Annotated in this window: 19 protein-coding genes and 7 tRNA genes; 13 read left to right on the top strand and 13 right to left on the bottom strand. The window is 45.3% G+C overall.

The genetic code is table 11. The features are described 5' to 3' along the window. Positions 1 to 8: 8 nt before the first annotated feature. The 8 genes from L4C44_RS17040 to orn form a co-directional block, all read right to left on the bottom strand. A tRNA-Met gene (locus L4C44_RS17040) sits at positions 9 to 85 on the bottom strand. A gap of 51 nt (positions 86 to 136) precedes the next feature. Continuing rightward, positions 137 to 212, bottom strand: a tRNA-Gly gene (locus tag L4C44_RS17035). A gap of 60 nt (positions 213 to 272) precedes the next feature. After that, positions 273 to 349: transfer RNA gene (locus L4C44_RS17030), tRNA-Met, on the bottom strand. Positions 350 to 398: 49 nt separating this feature from the next. Next, positions 399 to 474 (bottom strand) — tRNA-Gly (locus L4C44_RS17025). Positions 475 to 530: 56 nt separating this feature from the next. Further along, positions 531 to 607: transfer RNA gene (locus L4C44_RS17020), tRNA-Met, on the bottom strand. A 49-nt stretch (positions 608 to 656) separates the two neighbouring features. Continuing rightward, positions 657 to 732: transfer RNA gene (locus tag L4C44_RS17015), tRNA-Gly, on the bottom strand. A gap of 53 nt (positions 733 to 785) precedes the next feature. After that, a tRNA-Gly gene (locus tag L4C44_RS17010) sits at positions 786 to 861 on the bottom strand. 180 nt (positions 862 to 1,041) lie between these two features. Continuing rightward, the gene (gene orn / locus L4C44_RS17005) at positions 1,042 to 1,587 is read right to left on the bottom strand and encodes an oligoribonuclease (RefSeq protein WP_017055371.1); all 546 of its coding nucleotides are present in this window, start codon (positions 1,585 to 1,587) and stop codon (positions 1,042 to 1,044) included. A 150-nt stretch (positions 1,588 to 1,737) separates the two neighbouring features. Between orn and rsgA the strand changes: the two genes are divergently transcribed. From rsgA to L4C44_RS16980, 5 genes are all read left to right on the top strand, one after another. After that, the gene (gene rsgA / locus L4C44_RS17000) at positions 1,738 to 2,793 is read left to right on the top strand and encodes a small ribosomal subunit biogenesis GTPase RsgA (RefSeq protein WP_048663217.1); all 1,056 of its coding nucleotides are present in this window, start codon (positions 1,738 to 1,740) and stop codon (positions 2,791 to 2,793) included. A 125-nt stretch (positions 2,794 to 2,918) separates the two neighbouring features. Further along, entirely contained in the window at positions 2,919 to 3,830 is a 912-nt protein-coding gene (asd, locus tag L4C44_RS16995; RefSeq protein WP_081230115.1) for an archaetidylserine decarboxylase, read from the top strand. A 320-nt stretch (positions 3,831 to 4,150) separates the two neighbouring features. After that, positions 4,151 to 5,566 (top strand): SLC13 family permease, encoded by a 1,416-nt coding sequence (locus L4C44_RS16990; RefSeq protein WP_428805439.1) that lies wholly within the window; start codon positions 4,151 to 4,153, stop codon positions 5,564 to 5,566. Positions 5,567 to 5,850: 284 nt separating this feature from the next. Further along, positions 5,851 to 7,731: a methyl-accepting chemotaxis protein gene (locus L4C44_RS16985; RefSeq protein WP_428805438.1), complete on the top strand. Its 1,881-nt coding sequence runs from the start codon at positions 5,851 to 5,853 to the stop codon at positions 7,729 to 7,731. A gap of 171 nt (positions 7,732 to 7,902) precedes the next feature. Further along, positions 7,903 to 8,790 (top strand): DMT family transporter, encoded by an 888-nt coding sequence (locus tag L4C44_RS16980; protein ID WP_428805437.1) that lies wholly within the window; start codon positions 7,903 to 7,905, stop codon positions 8,788 to 8,790. A 43-nt stretch (positions 8,791 to 8,833) separates the two neighbouring features. On the opposite strand, the gene epmA is transcribed toward L4C44_RS16980, so the two are convergent. Further along, positions 8,834 to 9,805 carry an elongation factor P--(R)-beta-lysine ligase gene (gene epmA / locus L4C44_RS16975; RefSeq protein WP_428805436.1) on the bottom strand — a complete coding sequence of 324 codons (972 nt, stop codon included), beginning with the start codon at positions 9,803 to 9,805 and terminating at the stop codon, positions 8,834 to 8,836. 451 nt (positions 9,806 to 10,256) lie between these two features. Between epmA and frdA the strand changes: the two genes are divergently transcribed. The 5 genes from frdA (at position 10,257) to L4C44_RS16950 (ending at position 15,061) form a co-directional block, all read left to right on the top strand. Further along, positions 10,257 to 12,080 carry a fumarate reductase (quinol) flavoprotein subunit gene (frdA, locus tag L4C44_RS16970; RefSeq protein ID WP_081230121.1) on the top strand — a complete coding sequence of 608 codons (1,824 nt, stop codon included), beginning with the start codon at positions 10,257 to 10,259 and terminating at the stop codon, positions 12,078 to 12,080. After that, positions 12,080 to 12,844: a succinate dehydrogenase/fumarate reductase iron-sulfur subunit gene (locus L4C44_RS16965; protein ID WP_009847917.1), complete on the top strand. Its 765-nt coding sequence runs from the start codon at positions 12,080 to 12,082 to the stop codon at positions 12,842 to 12,844. The genes frdA and L4C44_RS16965 overlap by 1 nt, the downstream gene beginning before the upstream one ends. 1 nt (position 12,845) lies before the next feature. After that, positions 12,846 to 13,229 carry a fumarate reductase subunit FrdC gene (frdC, locus tag L4C44_RS16960; RefSeq protein ID WP_102530487.1) on the top strand — a complete coding sequence of 128 codons (384 nt, stop codon included), beginning with the start codon at positions 12,846 to 12,848 and terminating at the stop codon, positions 13,227 to 13,229. A 12-nt stretch (positions 13,230 to 13,241) separates the two neighbouring features. Beyond that, positions 13,242 to 13,628, top strand: a complete 387-nt coding sequence (frdD, locus tag L4C44_RS16955) for a fumarate reductase subunit FrdD (RefSeq protein ID WP_017067166.1) — start codon at positions 13,242 to 13,244, stop codon at positions 13,626 to 13,628. A gap of 431 nt (positions 13,629 to 14,059) precedes the next feature. Beyond that, positions 14,060 to 15,061, top strand: coding sequence for a histidine ammonia-lyase (locus L4C44_RS16950; RefSeq protein ID WP_428805435.1), 1,002 nt, complete (start codon positions 14,060 to 14,062; stop codon positions 15,059 to 15,061). Positions 15,062 to 15,162: 101 nt separating this feature from the next. Here L4C44_RS16950 and efp read toward each other — a convergent pair whose 3' ends face one another. Continuing rightward, the gene (efp, locus tag L4C44_RS16945) at positions 15,163 to 15,729 is read right to left on the bottom strand and encodes an elongation factor P (protein ID WP_019822013.1); all 567 of its coding nucleotides are present in this window, start codon (positions 15,727 to 15,729) and stop codon (positions 15,163 to 15,165) included. Positions 15,730 to 15,762: 33 nt separating this feature from the next. Here efp and epmB point away from each other — a divergent pair, with 33 nt between their 5' ends. The 3 genes from epmB to L4C44_RS16930 all read left to right on the top strand — a co-directional run bounded on the left by epmB (position 15,763) and on the right by L4C44_RS16930 (position 17,938). Beyond that, the gene (gene epmB / locus L4C44_RS16940) at positions 15,763 to 16,785 is read left to right on the top strand and encodes an EF-P beta-lysylation protein EpmB (protein WP_371714705.1); all 1,023 of its coding nucleotides are present in this window, start codon (positions 15,763 to 15,765) and stop codon (positions 16,783 to 16,785) included. Positions 16,786 to 16,798: 13 nt separating this feature from the next. Then, the gene (locus tag L4C44_RS16935; protein WP_428805434.1) at positions 16,799 to 17,344 is read left to right on the top strand and encodes a prepilin-type N-terminal cleavage/methylation domain-containing protein; all 546 of its coding nucleotides are present in this window, start codon (positions 16,799 to 16,801) and stop codon (positions 17,342 to 17,344) included. A gap of 105 nt (positions 17,345 to 17,449) precedes the next feature. Next, positions 17,450 to 17,938: an MgtC/SapB family protein gene (locus tag L4C44_RS16930; protein WP_428805433.1), complete on the top strand. Its 489-nt coding sequence runs from the start codon at positions 17,450 to 17,452 to the stop codon at positions 17,936 to 17,938. Between the two features lie 110 nt (positions 17,939 to 18,048). Here L4C44_RS16930 and L4C44_RS16925 read toward each other — a convergent pair whose 3' ends face one another. The 3 genes from L4C44_RS16925 to L4C44_RS16915 all read right to left on the bottom strand — a co-directional run bounded on the left by L4C44_RS16925 (position 18,049) and on the right by L4C44_RS16915 (position 20,988). Continuing rightward, positions 18,049 to 19,527, bottom strand: a complete 1,479-nt coding sequence (locus L4C44_RS16925) for a sensor domain-containing diguanylate cyclase (RefSeq protein ID WP_428805432.1) — start codon at positions 19,525 to 19,527, stop codon at positions 18,049 to 18,051. Positions 19,528 to 19,796: 269 nt separating this feature from the next. After that, complete coding sequence (locus L4C44_RS16920; RefSeq protein WP_009847923.1) at positions 19,797 to 20,354, bottom strand: VC2662 family protein; 558 nt, start codon at positions 20,352 to 20,354, stop codon at positions 19,797 to 19,799. Between the two features lie 292 nt (positions 20,355 to 20,646). Next, positions 20,647 to 20,988 (bottom strand): four helix bundle protein, encoded by a 342-nt coding sequence (locus tag L4C44_RS16915; protein WP_327785083.1) that lies wholly within the window; start codon positions 20,986 to 20,988, stop codon positions 20,647 to 20,649. Positions 20,989 to 21,235: the final 247 nt, after the last annotated feature.

Below are 21,235 nucleotides of genomic sequence, written 5' to 3'. Positions count from 1 at the left end.
CTGTAATGTGGTTGCGGGAGCCGGATTTGAACCGACGACCTTCGGGTTATGAGCCCGACGAGCTACCAAACTGCTCCATCCCGCGTCCGGATGCATTATTTAAGTTAATGACTCTGTTCTCTAAAAAGAGAGAATTTGGAGCGATACATCGGGTTCGAACCGATGACCTCAACCTTGGCAAGGTTGCGCTCTACCAACTGAGCTAGTATCGCATAAGCTAACCGTTAATCTTGTCTGCTAAGGAAGCATCAAATCAACGTTCAACTGTAATGTGGTTGCGGGAGCCGGATTTGAACCGACGACCTTCGGGTTATGAGCCCGACGAGCTACCAAACTGCTCCATCCCGCGTCCGGATGCATTGTTTAAGTCAATGAATCTTGCCTTTAAAAGGCTGATTTGGAGCGATACATCGGGTTCGAACCGATGACCTCAACCTTGGCAAGGTTGCGCTCTACCAACTGAGCTAGTATCGCATTAGTTAATCGCTGCTCTTACCGCCTTGGGCAACAGATAGCGCCTAACTGTAATGTGGTTGCGGGAGCCGGATTTGAACCGACGACCTTCGGGTTATGAGCCCGACGAGCTACCAAACTGCTCCATCCCGCGTCCGGATGCATTGTTTAAGTCAATGAATCTTGCCTTTAAAAGGCTAATTTGGAGCGATACATCGGGTTCGAACCGATGACCTCAACCTTGGCAAGGTTGCGCTCTACCAACTGAGCTAGTATCGCATTATAAAAGGTCTTTCACCTTTCGATTACCGCTTTCGCCATAACCTACAAATTGGAGCGATACATCGGGTTCGAACCGATGACCTCAACCTTGGCAAGGTTGCGCTCTACCAACTGAGCTAGTATCGCAATCTGAAAACGTCTTTCGCCGTTCAGGGCTGCGAATTATAAGAGCATTTTTTTGTGATGCAAGTCCTTAATGCAAAATTACGAAACTTTTTACTCAACTGCTGTAAAAGCACACAGATTTGCAAAAAAATTAACTCTTATGTCCCTGAAAAGTTAGATAAACGTGATCATTTTATCCGACTAGATGTTAATAATCGTTTTTCGGTAGTACTGCAGCTCGGCGATCGACTCTCGAATATCATCAAGTGCAAGGTGACTTCCTGACTTAGAAAAACCATCTAGCACTTCAGGTTTCCAACGACGCGCAAGCTCTTTCAGCGTGCTTACGTCAACATAGCGGTAGTGGAAGTACTCTTCTAACTCTGGCATGTGCTTGTATAGGAAACGGCGATCTTGACCAATGCTGTTGCCACAAATCGGTGACTTACCTTTTGGTACCCATTTTTCAAGAAACTCAATCGTTTGTTGGATGGCATCTTGCTCTGAAACCGTGCTTTCTTGAATTCGCTTCACGAGGCCGCTGCCAGTGTGCGTCGTTGTACACCACTCGTCCATCTTGTCCAATTCACTCTGAGGTTGGTGAATAGCCAAAACAGGTCCTTCAGCCAGGATGTTAAGCTCACTATCAGTAACGATAGTAGCAATTTCAATGATTTTATGAGTTTCAGGATCAAGTCCTGTCATCTCTAGATCAACCCAAATAAGGTTCTGATCGCTAAAGGACATAAGGCGTCGCCTATTTGTTTATGTGTAAAAGAGGTACTATACCCAAATAACTATACTCAAACTAGCTTTAGGACCATCGAAATCACGTGGTACCAGCAACATCCTGTTTGAGTTCCCAATCATCAAGTTAGATGTGTTAAGTGAAAAATTGTGGCTAAAAAAAAGAAGTTAACCAAAGGTCAAGTGCGTCGTGTACGTAGCAACCAGAACAAGCGACTCAAGAAAGAAGATTCTATCCAGTGGGATGAGAACATGCTTGGCGGAACCAAAAGCGGACTCGTGATTACGCGCTTTGGCCAACATGCCGATATCGAAGATCTTGAAACTAACGAAGTTCATCGTTGTAACTTACGCCGTAGTATCGAGACTTTAGTTTCTGGTGACCGAGTGACTTGGCGCGCAGGCTTAGAATCCATGGCCGGCATTTCTGGCGTTGTGGAAGCGGTTGAACCGAGAACTTCAATGCTGACTCGCCCTGATTACTACGATGGCCTAAAGCCGGTTGCTGCGAACGTTGACCAAATGGTTATCGTATCGGCAGTGCTACCAGAGCTATCACTTAATATTATCGACCGCTATTTGATCGCTTCAGAAACAGTGAACATCGCGCCACTTGTTGTGCTGAATAAGGTCGACCTACTGACTGATGAGCAGATTGCTGAATACCGTGAAACACTGAAAGAGTACGAGAAGATCGGCTACAAAGTGATGTTCGTGAGTAAAGAGTCTGGCTACGGCATCAAAGAGCTGGAAGCTGAACTTAAAGACCGTATCAACATCTTTGTTGGTCAATCGGGTGTGGGTAAGTCAAGCCTAGTGAATGCATTAATGCCAACGCTAGACATTGAAGAAGGCGAAGTTTCTGAGAACTCAGGTCTTGGCCAACATACCACCACGGCAGCTCGTTTATACCACTTCCCTTCTGGTGGTGATCTGATTGATTCACCAGGAGTTCGTGAATTCGGCCTATGGCACTTAGAAGCCGATGAAATCACTGAAGCCTTTATCGAGTTCAAGCCTTACCTTGGCGGTTGTAAATTCCGCGACTGTAAACACAACGATGACCCTGGTTGTATCCTGCGCGAAGCAGTAGAAAACGGCAAGATCAGTCGATTACGTTTCGACAACTACCACCGCATCATTGAAAGCATGGCGAGTAACAAAGATAACCGTCAGTATTCACGCAACAAAAAAGCCGATCTCTAATCGCGTTTTTGTGAACAAATGTGTGCATTTACTGACAATTGGCGCGAATTTAAGTAACATCTCGCGCCCTAAACCGTCATCAACAGATTTAATTGAAAAACAATTAGCATTGGAAAATTAATACAATGGATAAGATTAAAGTTGGATTGCAGTACTGGATTCCACAACATGGACTGACTCGCCTAGTCGGCAAACTTGCGTCTGCTAAAGCGGGCGGCTTAACGACAGCGATCATCAACTGGTTCATCAAGCAATACAAAGTGAACATGGATGAAGCTCTGCATAGCGATCCAAAACACTTTAAAACATTCAATGAATTCTTCGTGCGTGAATTGAAAGATGGCATGCGCCCTATCGCTGAAGGTGAGTCAGTTATTGTTCACCCTGCCGATGCACGTGTAAGCCAATTTGGCCCAATTACTGACGGTCAACTGATTCAAGCTAAAGGCCATGACTACTCAGCTCGCGAGCTATTGGGTGGTGATGCAGCGCTAGCGGATGAGTTTAAAGACGGCGAATTCGCAACGCTTTACCTGTCTCCAAGTGATTACCACCGCGTGCATATGCCATGCGACGGCACACTACGCCAGATGATCTACGTTCCCGGTGATCTTTTCTCAGTTAACCCGTTAACGGCAGAGAACGTTCCAAACCTATTCGCACGTAATGAACGTGTCGTTTGTATCTTCGATACGGAATTTGGCCCAATGGCACAGGTGTTGGTTGGCGCAACGATCGTAGGCAGCATTGAGCAAGTATGGGCTGGCACCATCACGCCACCTCGCGGTAATTCGGTTTACAAATGGGATTACCCAGCACAAGGCAATAACGCAATCATCTTGAAGAAAGGCGAAGAGATGGGCCGCTTTAAGCTTGGTTCAACCGTTATCAACCTGTTCGCTAAAGGTGCGATCAAATTTGACGACACGATGCAAAATGGTGAGAAAACCGTTCTTGGTACCCCTTTCGCGCATATTGCTGGTAAAGAAGTTGAGACTGAAGCTGTTGATTCAACAGAGAACACTGACCAAGCTTAACGGCTTGAGTTAACTCATTTAGTTTTAAAGGCGCGTTACTTTTTCTATTTCTATATCAGAGAAGAACGCGCCTTTTTCTTAACTCTACCAATTCGTCTCCTACTCAAGCCCTAACAATCCAAGCTTTCAATCCTCAACCCCTGCCCAGCCAGCTGTTGCTTCTCACTCTTGCCTCTAATTGCTCAGATAAAAGATTGACCAAAAACAAAACAACTGTCGAAACCTTAAACAACTTTTCGATTTTACAATCCGTCTCCAAGTACCAAAAATCCAGATAACTTACTCTATTTGAAGATATTTTATTCATAGGGTCTTTGTACATGCCTAAACCCAATGTTGACGTTCTGGTCAAGCTGTTGATTTGTTTTGCGATTCCCTTAGGCGTGTTATTCATGCCGATAGATTCAATACCAATCGATGATCTCACGCTGATTCAACACCGCTTGTTGGCGATATTCTTGTTGGCAGCTCTACTGTGGGTACTTGAACCTGTTCCGGTATTCGCCACTTCCATTTTGATCATTGCACTTGAGCTGGTAATGATTTCTGATAAAGGTTTACACCTGTTTAGAAATCCACCCGCAGGACACGATCTAGGTGAGTTAATCAAATATACCGACATATTCGGTGCATTTTCGTCACCGATAATCATCCTATTCATGGGTGGTTTTGCTCTTGCGATATCCGCATCCAAGTACGAACTCGATAACAACTTAGCTCGAGTGCTACTCAAGCCATTTGGCACAGAGCCGCGCTTCATCATGCTGGGTTTAATGCTGATCACCGCCGTGTTCTCGATGTTCATGTCAAATACCGCAACTACGGTAATGATGCTGGCGCTACTCGGTCCTATCGTGGCGTCGGCACCAAGAGGCGACATGGGGATCAAAGCGCTCGTGTTGTGTATTCCCATTGCTGCCAACACCGGTGGTATCGCGACACCAATCGGCACGCCTCCCAATGCCATCGCATTACAATACCTAACGGGTGAAAACACCATCGACTTCCTCAGCTGGATGATGATGGGCTTGCCCTTTGTGATCATCCAACTCACCATTGCTTGGTTCCTTCTTCAGAAAATTTTTCCTTCCAAGCAGAAGAACATGGTGCTCAAACTCGATGGACAATTCAGAAAGAGCTGGCGAGCGATTGTGGTTTACATCACCTTCGCTGCGACAATCTTATTGTGGATGACCACCAAACTGCATGGCATGAACACTTATGTAGTGTCTATCATTCCACTGGCTGTCTTTACTCTCACTGGCATCATGGGCAAAGAAGAGCTCAAGCTGATTAACTGGGATGTATTGTGGCTGGTTGCGGGTGGTATTGCGATTGGGATTGGCTTGGATAAAACAGGCTTAGCCGCTGCACTCGCACACGCGATTGACTATGAATCACTCTCGCCTGCTGCTGTGGTACTGACGTTATCTATCGTGTGTTGGTTAATGGCGAACTTCATGTCGAACACCGCGACTGCCAACTTACTGATGCCAATAGCCGCTGCGATTGGTGCATCGATGGAAAGCCTAGTTGCGATTGGTGGTCTACAGGGCTTGCTGGTTGTTGTCGCCTTCTCAGCATCACTTGGTATGATTTTACCAGTATCGACACCACCAAACTCACTGGCTTACTCGACCGGACTTATCGAAAGCAAAGACATGGCGAAGATGGGCATCATCTTAGGAATTGTCGGCTTGTCAATGGTCTACCTCGCGCTGTTTATTATCACCTAGCACGTTAGCTTATTATCATCTAGCACGTTAAATCTTCACTACAACCCACCAGATAGCAATCGTGATTTCGCTACCTGGTGGGTTTATTCGATTTTGATCGATAGATAATTGTGATTCTACTTCACGGATTATTAAAAATAACGATGATTTATTTTAAATTTTTGATTTTAAACACATTTAACAACATCAAGACAGCGGCAATATACACACATCAAAGACACGTCAATTCACCATCAAGTACGTCGTTGTAGTTAGGTTATTGTCTAATCAGAGAGGAATGGACCTTGAGACATACTATTAAATTTAAAATTCAGATCGCCATTGCGGTCATTATTGCCGTCGTGAGTGGCGCTCAGGCATGGATCTCGGTTAATCAGCTGACTCAAGAGACTGAAGTCGCGATCAACCAAGAAATGAAAAATGTCAGTGTCGGCACTACCAATTATATTGCCGATTGGCTCTCTACTCGCAGCGATATGATGCTTGCTAATGAGCCGACCATTTCAAGCAGTAGTAACTCTGACCGCGAGTTGCTAATCACCAAACAAGCTGGGCAATTCTTGTCTGTTTATGCGGGATTCAGCGATGGCACTATCGCGTATGGCGATAAAGGTGAAGATTGGCCAGCTGGCTATGACCCACGCACCCGCCCTTGGTATAAAGATGCTAACGCAACATCAGACCTCGTCATTACTGAACCTTATCAAGACTTTGACGGCAGCATTGTCATCAGCTTTGCGAAAGCATTCAACGGTGAAAGACAAGGTGTCCTCGCAGCAGACTTAACCGTCACCAGCATTATTGATACGGTTCTCAATGTAAAACTGGATAACGATGGCTTTGCGTTTTTAGTGGATGGTAACAACAACATCGTTGCCTACACTGATGAAGAGCTAAGTCAGAAACCACTGACCAGTTTGAACCCAGGACTCACTGCAAACAAAGTGTCGCAATTGATCCAAGATCAAATGATCACCACGCTAACTTGGCCAGGCCAAGGGGATAAACTGGTGTACATTGCCAATGTCCCGAATACTGATTGGTCGTTAGGTATTGTTATCGATAAGAAAATGGCGTTCTCTGCGGTCTCTGACGCGATTCAATTCATCTCCCTAACCTCTTTGGTTTTGTACATCGTCATTTCGATTGCGAGCACAATGGTGATCAACCGCCTGCTTTCACCATTACAAACCTTATCAGAAGCACTGACTCAGCTTGCTCAAGGTAGAGGTGATCTCACTCAACGTATTGATATCACGCGTATGGATGAGATAGGCAAACTGGCCGAGCTTGTAAACCAGTTCTTAAGCCAGATGCAAAGCATGTTGAAAGGCGTCATAGAACACAGCCACGATCTCAACAATCATGCCGAAAAGGCCAACCAACTGGCGACCCAATCCTCCATTCGAGTTGAAAATCAGCAAAACGATATCAATCAAATAGCGACCGCGATTCATGAGATGTCCGCCACCGCAGCTGAAGTAGCTAGCCATGCTGAACTCACTGCATCTGCTTCTCAAGCTTCAGCCACTGCTTGTAATGAAGGTCAGGAGGTTATTCAACAAAACCGCGATGCGATTACTGGCCTCGCGACTCAAGTTGAAGACGCGGCCAATGTGATTCGTGAATTAGAGAGTAATGCTCAAAGCATCAACAAGATCCTATCCACCATTCAAGGTATTGCTGAACAAACCAACCTGTTGGCCTTAAATGCGGCAATTGAAGCCGCTCGAGCGGGTGAGCAAGGTCGCGGGTTTGCTGTTGTCGCAGACGAGGTTCGAGTGCTAAGCCAAAGAACGCATGGCTCAACGGAAGAAATCCGCGTGATGATTGATACGTTACAGAAGAATACCGAACATGCTGTTGAAAGCATGACCACCAGCACCCAACTGGCAGAGAACAGTGTTGGCTTCGCAGAGCAAGCCCATGGCAGCCTCACTAAAATCACGCAAGCCATCACCGAAATCAACGATATGGCGCTGCAAATAGCGAGTGCAGCCGAAGAACAACGTGCCGTGAGCGAAGACATCAGTCGTAATACACAAGGGATTAAAGATGCCTCTGATGATCTTGCACAACAAGCGGAAAGCAGCCGCAACAGCTCAAATGAGATGAGCAGCGCTGCCGAGTCGATGCGCCGAGATGTGGAGCGCTTTAAGGTATAAAGCTTCGCTAGTCAGACAAGCGAAACGGATAACCGGAACAAAACAGTAACTGAAGAGCAAGGCGGTAATTGAGCAGCAAAGTGGTGCTTTTGCTAAGAATCACTTTGTTCTCAGTTCGGTTTGATGCATATTGATGAGCTAATTTATCCCAGACACAAGGATGTTATTCAGATGGGATTCGAATGGTTAGCTCTCGCCGCTGCCTTTCTTTGGGCCATTGCGAGCCTAATGTCAGTAAAGCCTGCTCAGCACTTGGGTTCTTTCGCCTATAGCCGCTGGCGAATGGGTTGTACCGCAATCATCTTATCGAGTATGGCTTGGTTTACCGGAGGTTGGTCAACTGTCGAAGCCAATCTAGTCACGCCGATGATGCTGTCTGGCCTGATTGGTATATTCATTGGTGATACCGCCCTATTTGCCTGCTTAAACCGAATGGGACCGCGCCAAGCGGGTTTGCTGTTCTCTTGTCACGCCGTGTTCTCAGCCATTCTTGGTTACTTCCTATTTAGCGAAAGCATGACTTCTGTTGAGCTGATTGGCTCGGCTTTGGTGTTCAGTGGCGTCTTAACCGCGATATTCTTTGGTCGTCGAGGCCAAGCAAACAATCAACTTGAAACCATTAAAGGCACCGTGTGGATTGGTGTTGCACTGGGAATGACAGCTGCGATTTGCCAAGCATTGGGCGGCATTATTGCCAAACCCGTGATGCAAACCAGTATCGACCCAATTGCAGCCTCTGCCATTCGAATGATCACCGCCTTTGTTGCTCACTCGCTGTTTCGTTTAACAGGCGCTAAACTTTCACGCGCGATCAATCCAATGAATAAACAAATATTCGCAATTACCGCAGTTAACGGATTTTTAGCGATGGCGGTGGGAATGACGCTGATCTTGTATGCACTACAGGAAGGCAATGTCGGCATGGTCGCTCTGTTATCTTCAACCACACCTATCATGTTGTTACCAATACTTTGGCTGTACACCAAACAGAGACCAAATGCCTACGCTTGGATCGGTGCCATTGTTGCCGTAGTGGGTACTGGTATTCTGGTCAGCTGATGGAAACTGAGAGCTATTAGCTCTCAGTAAAAAAAGCAAAAAGCTAAGAACGTGGGAACGGGAAAGCGGTCACATCATCGATGTGGTCGTAACCCAAAGCCAGCATAATCAGCCTATCGATACCTAAAGCAACACCCGCACAATCTGGTAAACCCGCTTTTAATGCCTCAATCAAGTGATGGTCAATCGGTTGAGGTGATAAGCCCATCTCAATACGTTTGGCATTGTCGTCTTCAAAACGCTTGAGTTGCTCTTGTGGTTTATCCAACTCATGGAAACCGTTAGCTAATTCGATGCCTTTGAAATACACCTCAAAGCGATCCGCCACTCGTGAATCCTCGGGGTTAATCTTAGCTAATGCCGCTTGTGAGGCTGGGAAGTCATAAACAAAGGCTGGCACCTGTTGGCCAATCTTTGCTTCAACCCCGATGCTAAACAGCAACTGCAGCAAGGTGTCACGATCTTCTTCTGGATCTGCAATGTCGCTGAGCCCTAGTTTCGCGGCAGCCTGCTTTAAGGTATCCATAGAATCTTCTAATGGACACACACCCAGTACATCAATAAAGGCTTGTTGGTAAGTCATTCGCTCCGCAACACCTGATTTTAGAACCTGCTGTAACAGCAAACCCATTTCATCCATTAAGTCATGGTGATCAAAACCGACGCGATACCACTCCAACATGGTGAACTCAGGGTTGTGGTAACGGCCATTTTCTTCATTCCGGAAAGACTTACAAATTTGATAAATACAGCCACTGCCCGCCGCTAATAGACGTTTCATATGAAACTCAGGGCTAGTCATAAAGAACAAGGGCTGACCGTGCGCATAACCCGGCCCTACGAATTCAGTTTTGAAAGTATGCAAATGCACGTCCGTCACCGTGGCGTGGCTCATCGCAGGCGTATCCACTTCCATCACGTTTCGCTCAGCAAAGAACTGACGGATTTGATTAAGGATATCAGCACGTTGCTTTAACTGCTTAATGGTTGCGGCTGGTTGCCATGTTGAGTGCATTATTAAGTTCCATATTACTGAATTCTAGGCGACGGAAATTACCACCTTTCGCCTCTTTTGTAAGCTTCTATCTTTCTATAGATGAAAGCAAAATGTTGCTTTAATGAAGCCAGAAAATTACGTTCTACAATACAATTATCAATACAGCTTTCACATCCACATTGATAACAAAAATCATACTCAACAAGCCGTTAACACAAGCCCTGTGGGCTAATCGTTATCAACAATTCATTGCCGTGATTGCAGTCACATAACCTATAAATTCTATGCCTCCATATGCACTACCGACCTAAAAACCCAAATGCATCAACTTTTCGAATACCTTCCTCTCTTACACTGAACCTACCACTTAAGGCTTAGGGGTGATGAACGGTTGATGCCGTTTACTGCTCTCTAAATAAGCTTTTTATAATAACAAGCGGAATACTCCGCATCACACTGGAGAATAACTGTGAAGACAATTACCACAGATATCGCAGTCATCGGCGCAGGCGGCGCTGGTCTTCGTACAGCAATTGCAGCAGCTGAAGCTAATCCTGAATTGGAAGTAGCACTGATTTCTAAAGTTTACCCAATGCGTTCGCACACGGTAGCAGCAGAAGGCGGTTCAGCAGCGGTAATTAAAGACGAAGATAGCCTAGATAACCACTTCAACGATACTGTTGGCGGTGGCGACTGGCTATGTGAACAGGATGTTGTTGAATACTTTGTTGAAAACTCGACTCGCGAAATGATCCAAATGGAACAATGGGGCTGCCCATGGAGTCGTAAAGAAAACGGTGAAGTAAACGTACGCCGATTCGGCGGTATGAAGGTAGAGAGAACGTGGTTCGCAGCGGATAAAACCGGCTTCCACATGCTTCATACTCTGTTCCAGACTTCGATGAAGTACGACACAATCAAACGATTTGATGAGTACTTTGTGGTGGATTTGATCGTTGAAGATGGCGAAGTACAAGGCCTAATCGCGATTCATATGTCTGAAGGTGAGCTTGTTACGATTAAAGCAAAATCTGTTGTTCTAGCAACCGGTGGCGCAGGTCGTGTTTACCACTGTAATACTAACGGCGGCATCGTAACGGGCGACGGTATGGCAATGGCTTATCGCCACGGTGTACCACTGCGTGATATGGAGTTCGTTCAATACCACCCAACAGGCCTACCGGGCACTGGGATCTTGATGACCGAAGGTTGTCGTGGTGAAGGCGGTATCATCGTCAACAAGAACGGCTACCGTTACCTACAAGATTACGGCATGGGCCCTGAAACTCCAGTGGGCGAGCCGAAGAACAAATACATGGAACTGGGTCCTCGTGACAAAGTTTCTCAAGCATTCTGGCACGAGCAGCAGAAAGGTAACACCATCAAGCACCCACTTGGTGATGTCGTACACCTTGACCTTCGCCACCTGGGTGAAGAGTACCTGCAAGAGCGTCTACCGTTCATCTGTGAACTGGCAAAAGCGTACGTAAACGTAGACCCAGCAAAAGAGCCAATCCCAATTCGTCCGACCGTTCACTACACCATGGGTGGTATTGAAACTAACGGTACCTGTGAAACTCGCATTAAAGGCCTATTCGCCGTTGGTGAATGTGCTTCAGTTGGCCTACACGGTGCAAACCGCCTAGGTTCTAACTCGCTGGCTGAGTTTGTAGTATTTGGTCGCGTAGCCGGTGAACAAGCAGTGAAACGTGCAGCTGAATTCAAAGGCTGGAATGAAGAATCTATCGCTAAGCAAGTTAAAGCGGTTGAAGATCGCATCGCAGGTCTACTAAACCAAGAAGGTGATGAGAACTGGGCTGACATCCGCACTGAAATGGGTCACACCATGGAAGCGGGTTGTGGTATCTACCGTCAAGAAGACTTGATGCAAAAGACCATCGACAAAATCACTGAACTGAAAGCTCGCTACAAGAAGATCAGCATTAAAGACAAAGGCAAAGTGTTCAACACTGACCTACTTTACGCTATCGAAGTGGGTTACGGCCTTGAAGTTGCAGAAGCGATGGTTCACTCAGCGATCCTTCGTAAAGAGTCTCGCGGTGCACACCAACGTCTAGACGACAACTGCACAGAACGTGATGACGTGAACTTCCTGAAACACTCTCTATCTTTCTACAACGAAGATGCAGCACCAACCATCGACTACAGCGGCGTTAAGATCACCAAATCTCAACCTAAAGCTCGTCTGTACGGTGAAGCTGCAGAGAAAGCCGCTGCCGCTGAAAAAGCAGCAGAAGAGAATGCTAAGAAGAGCGAAGAGGAGCAAGCATAATGTCAGCGAATCGAATCCAAAAAATTGAAATCCTGCGTTATGACCCTGAGCACGATGCAGAACCTCACTTTCAAACCTTTGAAGTGCCATTTGATGAAACCATGTCAGTACTTGATGCGATCGGTTACATCAAAGACAACCTAGATAAAGACCTGTCTTACCGTTGGTCTTGTCGTATGGCGATTTGTGGTTCTTGCGGCATCATGGTTGATGGCGTGCCAAAACTGGCATGTAAAAGCTTTTTACGTGACTACCCGAATGGCTTCAAGATTGAGCCTTTGGCTAACTTCCCAATCGAAAAAGATTTGATTGTCGACATGACGCCGTTCATCGAGCGCCTTGAAGCAATCAAGCCTTACATCATTGGTAACGACCGTAAGCCAGAAGACGGCACTAACATCCAAACTCCAGAGCAAATGGCGAAGTACAAACAGTTCGCTGGCTGCATCAACTGTGGTTTGTGTTACGCAGCGTGTCCTCAGTTTGGTCTAAACCCTGAGTTCATCGGCCCTGCGGCACTTGCTCTTGCTCACCGCTACAACCTAGATAGCCGTGACAATGGTAAAGCTGAACGCATGAAGCTTATCAATGGCGACAACGGCGCTTGGGGCTGTACGTTTGTAGGTTACTGTTCTGACGTATGTCCGAAGAAAGTAGACCCAGCAGCGGCAGTAAACCAAGGCAAAGTTGAGTCTTCAATGGACTTCGTTATTTCGATGTTCAAGCCTGATGGATCGCAAGTAAAAACAGCAGAGGAGGCATAATATGAGCAATCGTAAGCCTTATGTTCGTGAGATGAAGAGAACATGGTGGAGCAACCATCCGTTCTACCGCTTCTACATGCTACGTGAAGCAACTGTACTGCCTTTGATTCTGTTCACTGTGTTCCTAACCTTTGGTTTGGGTGCGCTAGTGAAAGGCCCTGAAGCGTGGGAAGGTTGGTTGAGCTTTATGGCTAACCCTATCATTGTTGGTATCAACATCGTGGCACTGCTTGGCAGCTTACTGCACGCTCAGACCTTCTTCAGCATGATGCCTCAAGTAATGCCAATCCGCCTTAAAGGCAAATTGGTTGATAAAAGAATCATCGTACTGACCCAGTGGGCAGCGGTGGCTTTTATTTCTTTAATCGTTCTTGTTGTGGTGTAAGGAGCTTTCGTTATGAACACAAATTACAAAGTAAAACCTGTTAACCACAACCCACAACGCTCTGATGAGCCAATCTGGTGGGGCCTATTTGGCGCTGGCGGTACTTGGTTCGCGATGATCACACCAATCACGATCTTAGTACTCGGTATCTTAGTGCCAATGGGCATCATCGATGCGGACGCAATGAGCTACGAACGTGTGTCTGAATTTGCCACCAGCATTATCGGTGCACTGTTCATCATCGGTACGCTAGCACTGCCAATGTGGCACGCAATGCACCGTCTTCACCACGGCATGCACGACCTTAAGTTCCATGTCGGCGTTGCGGGTAAAGTGGGCTGCTACTTCGTTGCAGGCCTAATCAGCGCATTGTCTGTTATTTTCATCTTTATGATCTAACAGTTAAGAGCAGATACGGGATTCGAGTAAACAAGTATCGAAGAGCTTAAGAGCAGATGCGGGATTCGAGTAATCGAGATTCGAAGAGCTTAAGAGCGAAAAGACTAAAAGACTAAAAGCAGAGCAGGATTATCTTGTTCTGCTTTTTTGTTGCTTGTCGAATATCACACATCTAGCTCGCTCTTGCTTTTCCTGCTTTTCGTATCTCGAATCCCGTTTACTCGAATCTGCCTTTCCCGCTCTTCGTATCTCGAATCCCGTTTACTCGAATCTGCCTTTCCCGCTCTTCGTATCTCGAATCCCGTTTACTCGCATCTACCCTTACATAGGCTTACGCCGACTTACATTCCTTCATGTCACTAAATGATACTGTTGCGACCGATAACAAAAACAAATCATTGACCACGAACACAATCCACTTAGTGAATATTATGAAATCTATTTTTTTAACATTACTGGCACTAACACTTGCCGGTTGTAATAGCTCATCTGGAAGTAAATCTTCGACTTCCACCTCGCCGACACCCGCTACACCAAGCTCTTTAGTCACGGTTTATTCATCTGTTGAAAATTGCTCAACAGCTGCAGATGTCCCTAATTGTGCATTTGAAAAAGGTATCTATGTACTAAAAGCAGACTCATCGATTACTGATGAGCAGCACCAACGTGTAGTGACCCAAGCAAAAAACTTTACTATCTGGGCGAGTGAAGATGTTCAAAAGCAGTTGAACAAAAAGACTCTAATTATTGGGATCATGGCTAATGAACCTGACGGCTCTACTGCAGCAGACCAATTTATTATCACGCTAAGCCAAGCGAAACAAATCGTTGATGGTGTGGAATTGGTATACACCGCAATTGAAGGAAAAGATGAAACTAAAAAAGCAACGACATACCAAAAACTGATGCAGCTTTTTGATTACTACGTCGATGATAACCAAAACAATGTATTGGGTTCTGAGCTAAGTGACTCTTACGACGCCTTCAAAGTCGTGCTACTCCTTCAGGATGGCCTAGCATCAACGGCAGGTATGGAATCACTCCGTTTTAACGAGTGTAATTACGGTAATGGTCAACTAAGTACTCACCGTGCTCTTGGAACACCTAATCCATGTACCGATGATGGAAGCACTACCGATGACAACGGTAATGACATTTCTAATGGCACAGTTGACCCTATACATGAAGATACCAATGCAAATTTAAATCCTGGCTCATTACTAGGCCTGATGTATGAGTACAGAATTTCGCCAAAGCTGAGTGAAGGTGGTGGAGAACTTATTGGTTCAGCAGGGACTAAGTTCAAAGTAGCTGGAGAAGTTGCTTCTGGTGATTTAGACAGCGATCCTGCCTCTGTATTTATCTCTTGGGCAAACCCTGCATTTATGCCTTTGAATGACTACTTAAATAAATATTTCTTTGCTAACAAGTAGCTTAGTAAGCCATTTCTGATAATCAGATACAAAAAAGGTCGCTCATGAGCGACCTTTTCTATTTCACTGAACCATCCCAAAATAGGATGGGCACAATCAAATTACTTCACACGACCAACGTATTCGCCAGTACGAGTATCAACTTTCACAACTTCACCGATTGCGATGAATAGAGGTACGCGAACTACCGCGCCTGTTGCTAGAGTTGCAGGCTTACCGCCAGTACCTTGTGTGTCGCCTTTAAGGCCAGGATCGGTTTCAGTTACTTCGATCTCAACAAAGTTTGGTGGAGTTACTGTGATAGGGTTATCATTCCACAACGTTAGAGTACAAACGTCATTTTCAACTAACCATTTTGCAGAGTCAGCAACTGCTTTTACGTCTGCTGCGATTTGCTCAAATGTTTCGTTGTTCATGAAGTGGTAGAATTCGCCATCGTTGTATAGGTAGCCTAGTTCAACGTCAACAACATCTGCAAGCTCAAAGCTTTCGCCTGATTTGAATGTTTTCTCTAACACTTTGCCTGACAGCAGTTTACGAAGTTTTACACGGTTAAACGCTTGGCCTTTACCTGGCTTAACGTATTCATTGTCGATAATTGAGCAAGGCTCGTTATCTAACATGAATTTTAAACCGCCTTTGAATTCATTGGTGCTTACTGACGCCATGATTTTCTCTTCCACATCTTTGAGTTAATTTCAATGCCGCATATCATAACCCGAAAAGTCGAATCTGTTGAGCAAAACTGGCTCAAACAACTATCGAATGCGATCTCTGACCCGACAAAACTGCTTGAGGCATTGGAAATAGACCCAACACCGTGGCAAGCAGGCTTCGCTGCTCGTGAGTTATTTGCACTTCGGGTACCCCTTAGCTTTGTCGAACGAATGGAAAAAGGCAACCCACACGATCCATTGCTAAGACAGGTTTTACCGCTAAGTGAAGAGTTTGAGGTGCACCAAGGCTATTCCGCAGATCCCTTAGAAGAGCAAGACAACGCGATTCCAGGTTTACTGCACAAATACAAAAATCGCGCATTGATGATTGTGAAAGGTGGCTGTGCAATTAACTGCCGCTACTGCTTCCGTCGTCATTTTCCTTATCAAGATAACAAGGGCTCAAAGTCGGTGTGGCAAACCAGCCTCGACTATGTGGCTGCTCACTCAGAGATCAACGAGGTTATCTTATCGGGTGGCGATCCACTGATGGCAAAAGATAGCGAACTAGAATGGCTTATCAGTGCTATCGAACAAATCCCACATGTCAAAACCGTTCGAATCCACAGCCGATTACCGGTTGTGATCCCCACTCGAGTGACGGATGAACTGTGCCAATTGTTAGCGCAAACTCACCTCAATGTGGTCATGGTGAGCCATATTAATCATGCCAACGAAATTAACTTAGAGCTCAAAAAAGCCTTTCATAAGCTGAAGCAAAGTGGTGTGACTCTGCTTAACCAAGGCGTGATGCTTAAAGGGGTGAACAACAGCGCTAACTCCTTGAAAGAATTAAGCGAAAAACTATTCGATGCTGGCGTTTTACCTTACTATATGCATGTACTTGATAAAGTTCAGGGCGCTGCTCATTTCTATATTTCTGATGAAGAAGCGAAGCATCATTTTAAAGGGCTAATCTCTGAGGTTTCTGGCTACTTGGTGCCTAAGTTAACTCGTGAGATTGGTGGACGCAGCAGCAAGACGCCACTCGACCTCCACATTGAATAGAGAAGTTGTATCAATGAAACACAATACTTCAGTTGCTCCACCAGCAACCACATCCCGTCAAGCGCTTAAGTTCAACTCAAAAGGTTTCACCATCATCGAGTTGGTCGTGGTGATCGTGATTCTGGGTATTGTGTCTGTAACGGCCGCTTCGAAGTTCCTCAACCTGCAAACCGATGCTCGTATCTCGACATTAAACGGCCTTAAAGGCGGAATGGAGGGTGCAAGTGCTATGCTTTATGGTAAGACATCAGCATTAGGCTTAGATAAAGCAGCGAGTGCGTCAGTAAATGTTGAGGGCGACGATATATTGGTGGCTTACGGTTATCCTGCGGCGATGAATGATCAAGCTTGGGCATACCTTATCGAATCCACTTTCTTAGATGCAGTTTGGGATACAGGTAGAGCAGACTGGTTCTTTACCAATACTGATGCGAACGATGGCATTATTCTTTATGCGCCTTCGAGTAGAAAAAAGCAGGCTGATAACTGTTACCTTGAATATCAAGAAGCGACTGAGACCACGACACCTGTCTTCACCTTAACAACAGACGGCTGTTAGACTTTACGTCATCTTTATCAATCGTTAAGACAAAAAGTTTTTGTTCGATCGTCCGGTCTATTATTAGCATACTCAGCTCTATTCTAAATTTTTAGGAGGGGTGATATGACACAATTTATAGAACAAACTCTCAACCTTGCCCCCTTTAGCTGGGCAGGCCTTGCAGTATGCATGGTGTGTGGTTCGTTAATCGGCATCGAAAGGCAAACACGCGGCAAACCGGTCGGAATCAGGACATCGATTCTGATCATCAGCGGTACCTATTTCTTCCTCACCATGGCGATTAGCCTTTCCCCTAACACGCTCGATCAAGCTCGTGTGCTTGGTCAGATCATTACTGGGGTTGGTTTCCTTGGCGCTGGAGTAATGATGACATTAGATGGAAAGATTCATGGTGTCACTTCAGCCGCGATTATCTGGGTACTCGCTGCATTAGGTATGATGATCGCACTTGGTCACCTTTCCCAATCGGTCATTATCACGCTAATGGCGCTAGTAATTCTGCTTGGTGTCGATAAGGTGGAAAACAGCTTCCAAAGCCTGCGTCGTGGTGTTCATCAGAAGTGGATGCGAAAAGGTCGCGTGAAAAAATAATCTCTAATCTTAGGTGCAATTACTTAGAGACAATTGCTTAGACACAATTCCTTAGAGACAAAAAAAGAAGCCTAGTCAAACGACTAGGCTTTGAGTTTGTACGAAAGCGCTTAATACACCTGAATACACACCTGATTCTTACCCGCTGCCTTTGCCTTATAGAGCTGCTCATCAGACGAACGAATACTCTGGTTTTTCCATAAATGCCCAACACTGTCGAACTTATACAGAGAGTAGAGCGTCGCGCCACCAGATACTAAAACACTAATCTTGTCACCCGTAGGGCATCGATAACTCTGTAGGCTAATGTCGTTTTGAATTCGCTCAAAGATCGACGAAAGCAACTCTGATGATTCCCCCGTAATCGCAACAACAAACTCTTCACCACCAAATCGAGCCACGATATCTTGCTGTCTAACGCTGTTCAGCATCAACTGAGCAACATGGCAAATCACCTCGTCCCCCACTTTATGGCCATATTGATCATTAACGACTTTGAAATCGTCGATATCAAACACGCCAACACCAATAATAGGCTCTTCATCCTGAGCCAGTAATCGAGCTTCAAAACCACGTCGATTCAGCAAGCCAGTTAATGGGTCGCGCATTGCTAGGTCATTTAAACGCTGGTGTTCTTGTCTTGTATAGAAGCGCCATAACCATAAAACTGAGAGCAGATACAAAATCAAGAGTATCGAAAGTTGAATCTTCTCCATCTCCAATACATGCAGAAAGTGCTCGCTCTTATCTTCTTCAATACTCAGATACAACTGAGTGTTAATGTCACCAACATACAGAGGCTTGGAATAGGTAAAATCCATAAACCCGTATTTGTTTGCGCCTCGCGTACTCGTCACTTGATAGCCATGGGTAGGGTTCGATACGAGATTAGAGACATACCCATCCACACCCAACACCCCTTTGAATTCGCCATTAACGTAGATCCCTTTGGTTAAGGTCACCACTTTCTGACCTGTCAGGTAGTCATCGTACTGGCCGGTATACACCACCTGGTCTTGACCTTGAGCTAAGCCAAAACGAATCGTGTTCACCCAATAAGGCCTGCTATTCACAACCGAATCAAAGGTGTCGCCCTTGATGTAACTGGCAAAGTCAGAAGGTGAAGATATGATGAACTTCTCTTTTGAAATGAAGTAAATCGCAGAGATGGTATCAATGGTATTGGCAAAATAAGCCATGGTCGGTGCGATGAACAAGCGCTTACCCGCTTCGGCATAAAGGTCCGATTTCGGGTTGCACATCTCACGTGGGCCAGAGAACATAAAATCAAAACGAGGGGCATGTTGCTCCTCACTGGTAAAGTAGCACGTCTCACCTTCGATCTTTTTGTCATGCGAGAATACGTAGGTATCCCCATGCAGTGGATAAAGAGCCGTGATGTTGTACTCAAGCGCATTTATGATCTGTGTGAGCTCCACTAAAGAGCGTGTCACGCCTTGGTTTTCCATTCCATACTGTTTATCTGATTCTTCCGCTGAATCAACGAGCAACAAGCTCAAAACTACTAAAAAACTGGCGGTCAGGCCTAAGAAAGCCTTTTTAAAATCGACGGTATGGTGGTTAATCAAAGCATATAAATCATCATTGGAAATTTATCGCACATTGTACTTATAAATTAAAACATCGCAACAACAAATATAAAACAACATGCTTATTGGGTAATTTGAAGAAGTTTATCGAGGAAGTGGCATTGAATGTAATAACGCCTAAACAAGGGTTTAGGCGTTGAGAAACTTAGCCTTAAAAGCTAATTCGTAACTAAAAGCTAATTCGTAACTAAAAGCTAATGCGCTAACTAAAAGTCGCCAATAGTAAAACCAAAGGCTAAACGGCAGCGTTATTTAGCAAAGTTTACAATCGGGAAGCACGGGAAGAAACCGTTATCAGCACAGTTGATCAGGCCAATCTGCACGCCTTCGATTTTGTTGGTTTTGTTGAAAATACCAACCTGAACCGTGGACACTTCTGAAAGGTTCGCTGCACCAACATCAACCATAGTGTTACCTTCTGAGTAGTTGACGAAACTCACGTTCGCGCCTTTTACATCATTGGTAATGTTCACTGCACCAAGGTTAACACCGGTTGTTTTACCCGTGTTCCAGTTGAAGAAACCTAGAGATGCGCCGGTCATTTCTTGGTTCACTTTTGATGCACCGAAGATACCCAAGTTCACACCTGTTGTTGTTTGCGTCTCAGACATACCAACAACCGCAAGATCGACACCTTTAAGGTCGTTTACTTGTCCGTGAAGCAGAGCTAAACGTACACCGCCAACCGCATCTGAATCCGGTGCGTTGAAGCCGTTGATCGTTGAAAACATAACTGGCGATGAAGCAAATGCCGCTGGTGCCATTACCGCTGCCGACACAGCTAATACTGAAAGTAGTTTTTTCATTGGGGGAGTCTCCACTGACTTATTGTTGACTTGATTAATCCATTTTCAATCAAGCATTTATTATCCTTTATTCAACAGCTATCCATGTTAGATCAATGTCATAACTGTACTGTTGAATATAAGCCGCTAAACCATAAAGAGCAATGGTTAAGAGCAGATGCGGGATTCGAGTAAACCAGATGCGAAAGGCAAAGAGCAGAAGTAAAAGCAGATACGGGATTCGAGTAAACGAGATGCGAAAGGCAAAGAGCTAATGCGGGATTCGAGTGGCGAGATAAGAAAGCAGAGGAGATTATTGTTCTAGCGATTTGATTAAAGCTCCTAGCATGCGTGAGATTTGAAGCGCTTCAGATTGCCATTGCTCACCAACGTCCCTAGGAATAAATCCGACTTCAACGCCTATATCGGCTTGAGTTGCAAATTCACCAATTGAACCCTTAGCGATCGCGAAGAAGTGCTTACGCTCTTTCAGAGATTTTCGCTCACAACCTTCAGCGATATTACTGGGTACAGATAAAGCACTGCGAGTAATCTGGTCTTTGAAACCAAAATCTCTACACGTAGACATTCCCCGATAAACATTTATCGATAACTGCCGGCTTCGTTGCCAAACATCAAGTTTTCTATAAAGCACAATTTCTACCTAAAGACCGAAAACCTAATCATCTCAAAAGAACACCGTAGAAAAGTATTAATAAAGAACCAAGTTAGAGATAGTTCAGATCTTATGCTTTTACCTTCTCGAATTTCGTTTACCCTCATCTGCTTTTCAAGCTCTTCGTATCCCGCTCACTCGAATCTCGTATCCGTTCTTACGCTCTTCGCATCCCGATTACTCGCATCTCGTATCTGCTTTTAAGTATCTGCTCTTTAAAAACAAA

This window comes from Vibrio satsumensis (assembly GCF_050337435.1).
GTDB classification, from domain to species: domain Bacteria; phylum Pseudomonadota; class Gammaproteobacteria; order Enterobacterales; family Vibrionaceae; genus Vibrio; species Vibrio satsumensis.
Note: the sequence above shows the minus strand (reverse complement) of the source record. Positions and strands in the feature narration are given on the sequence as shown.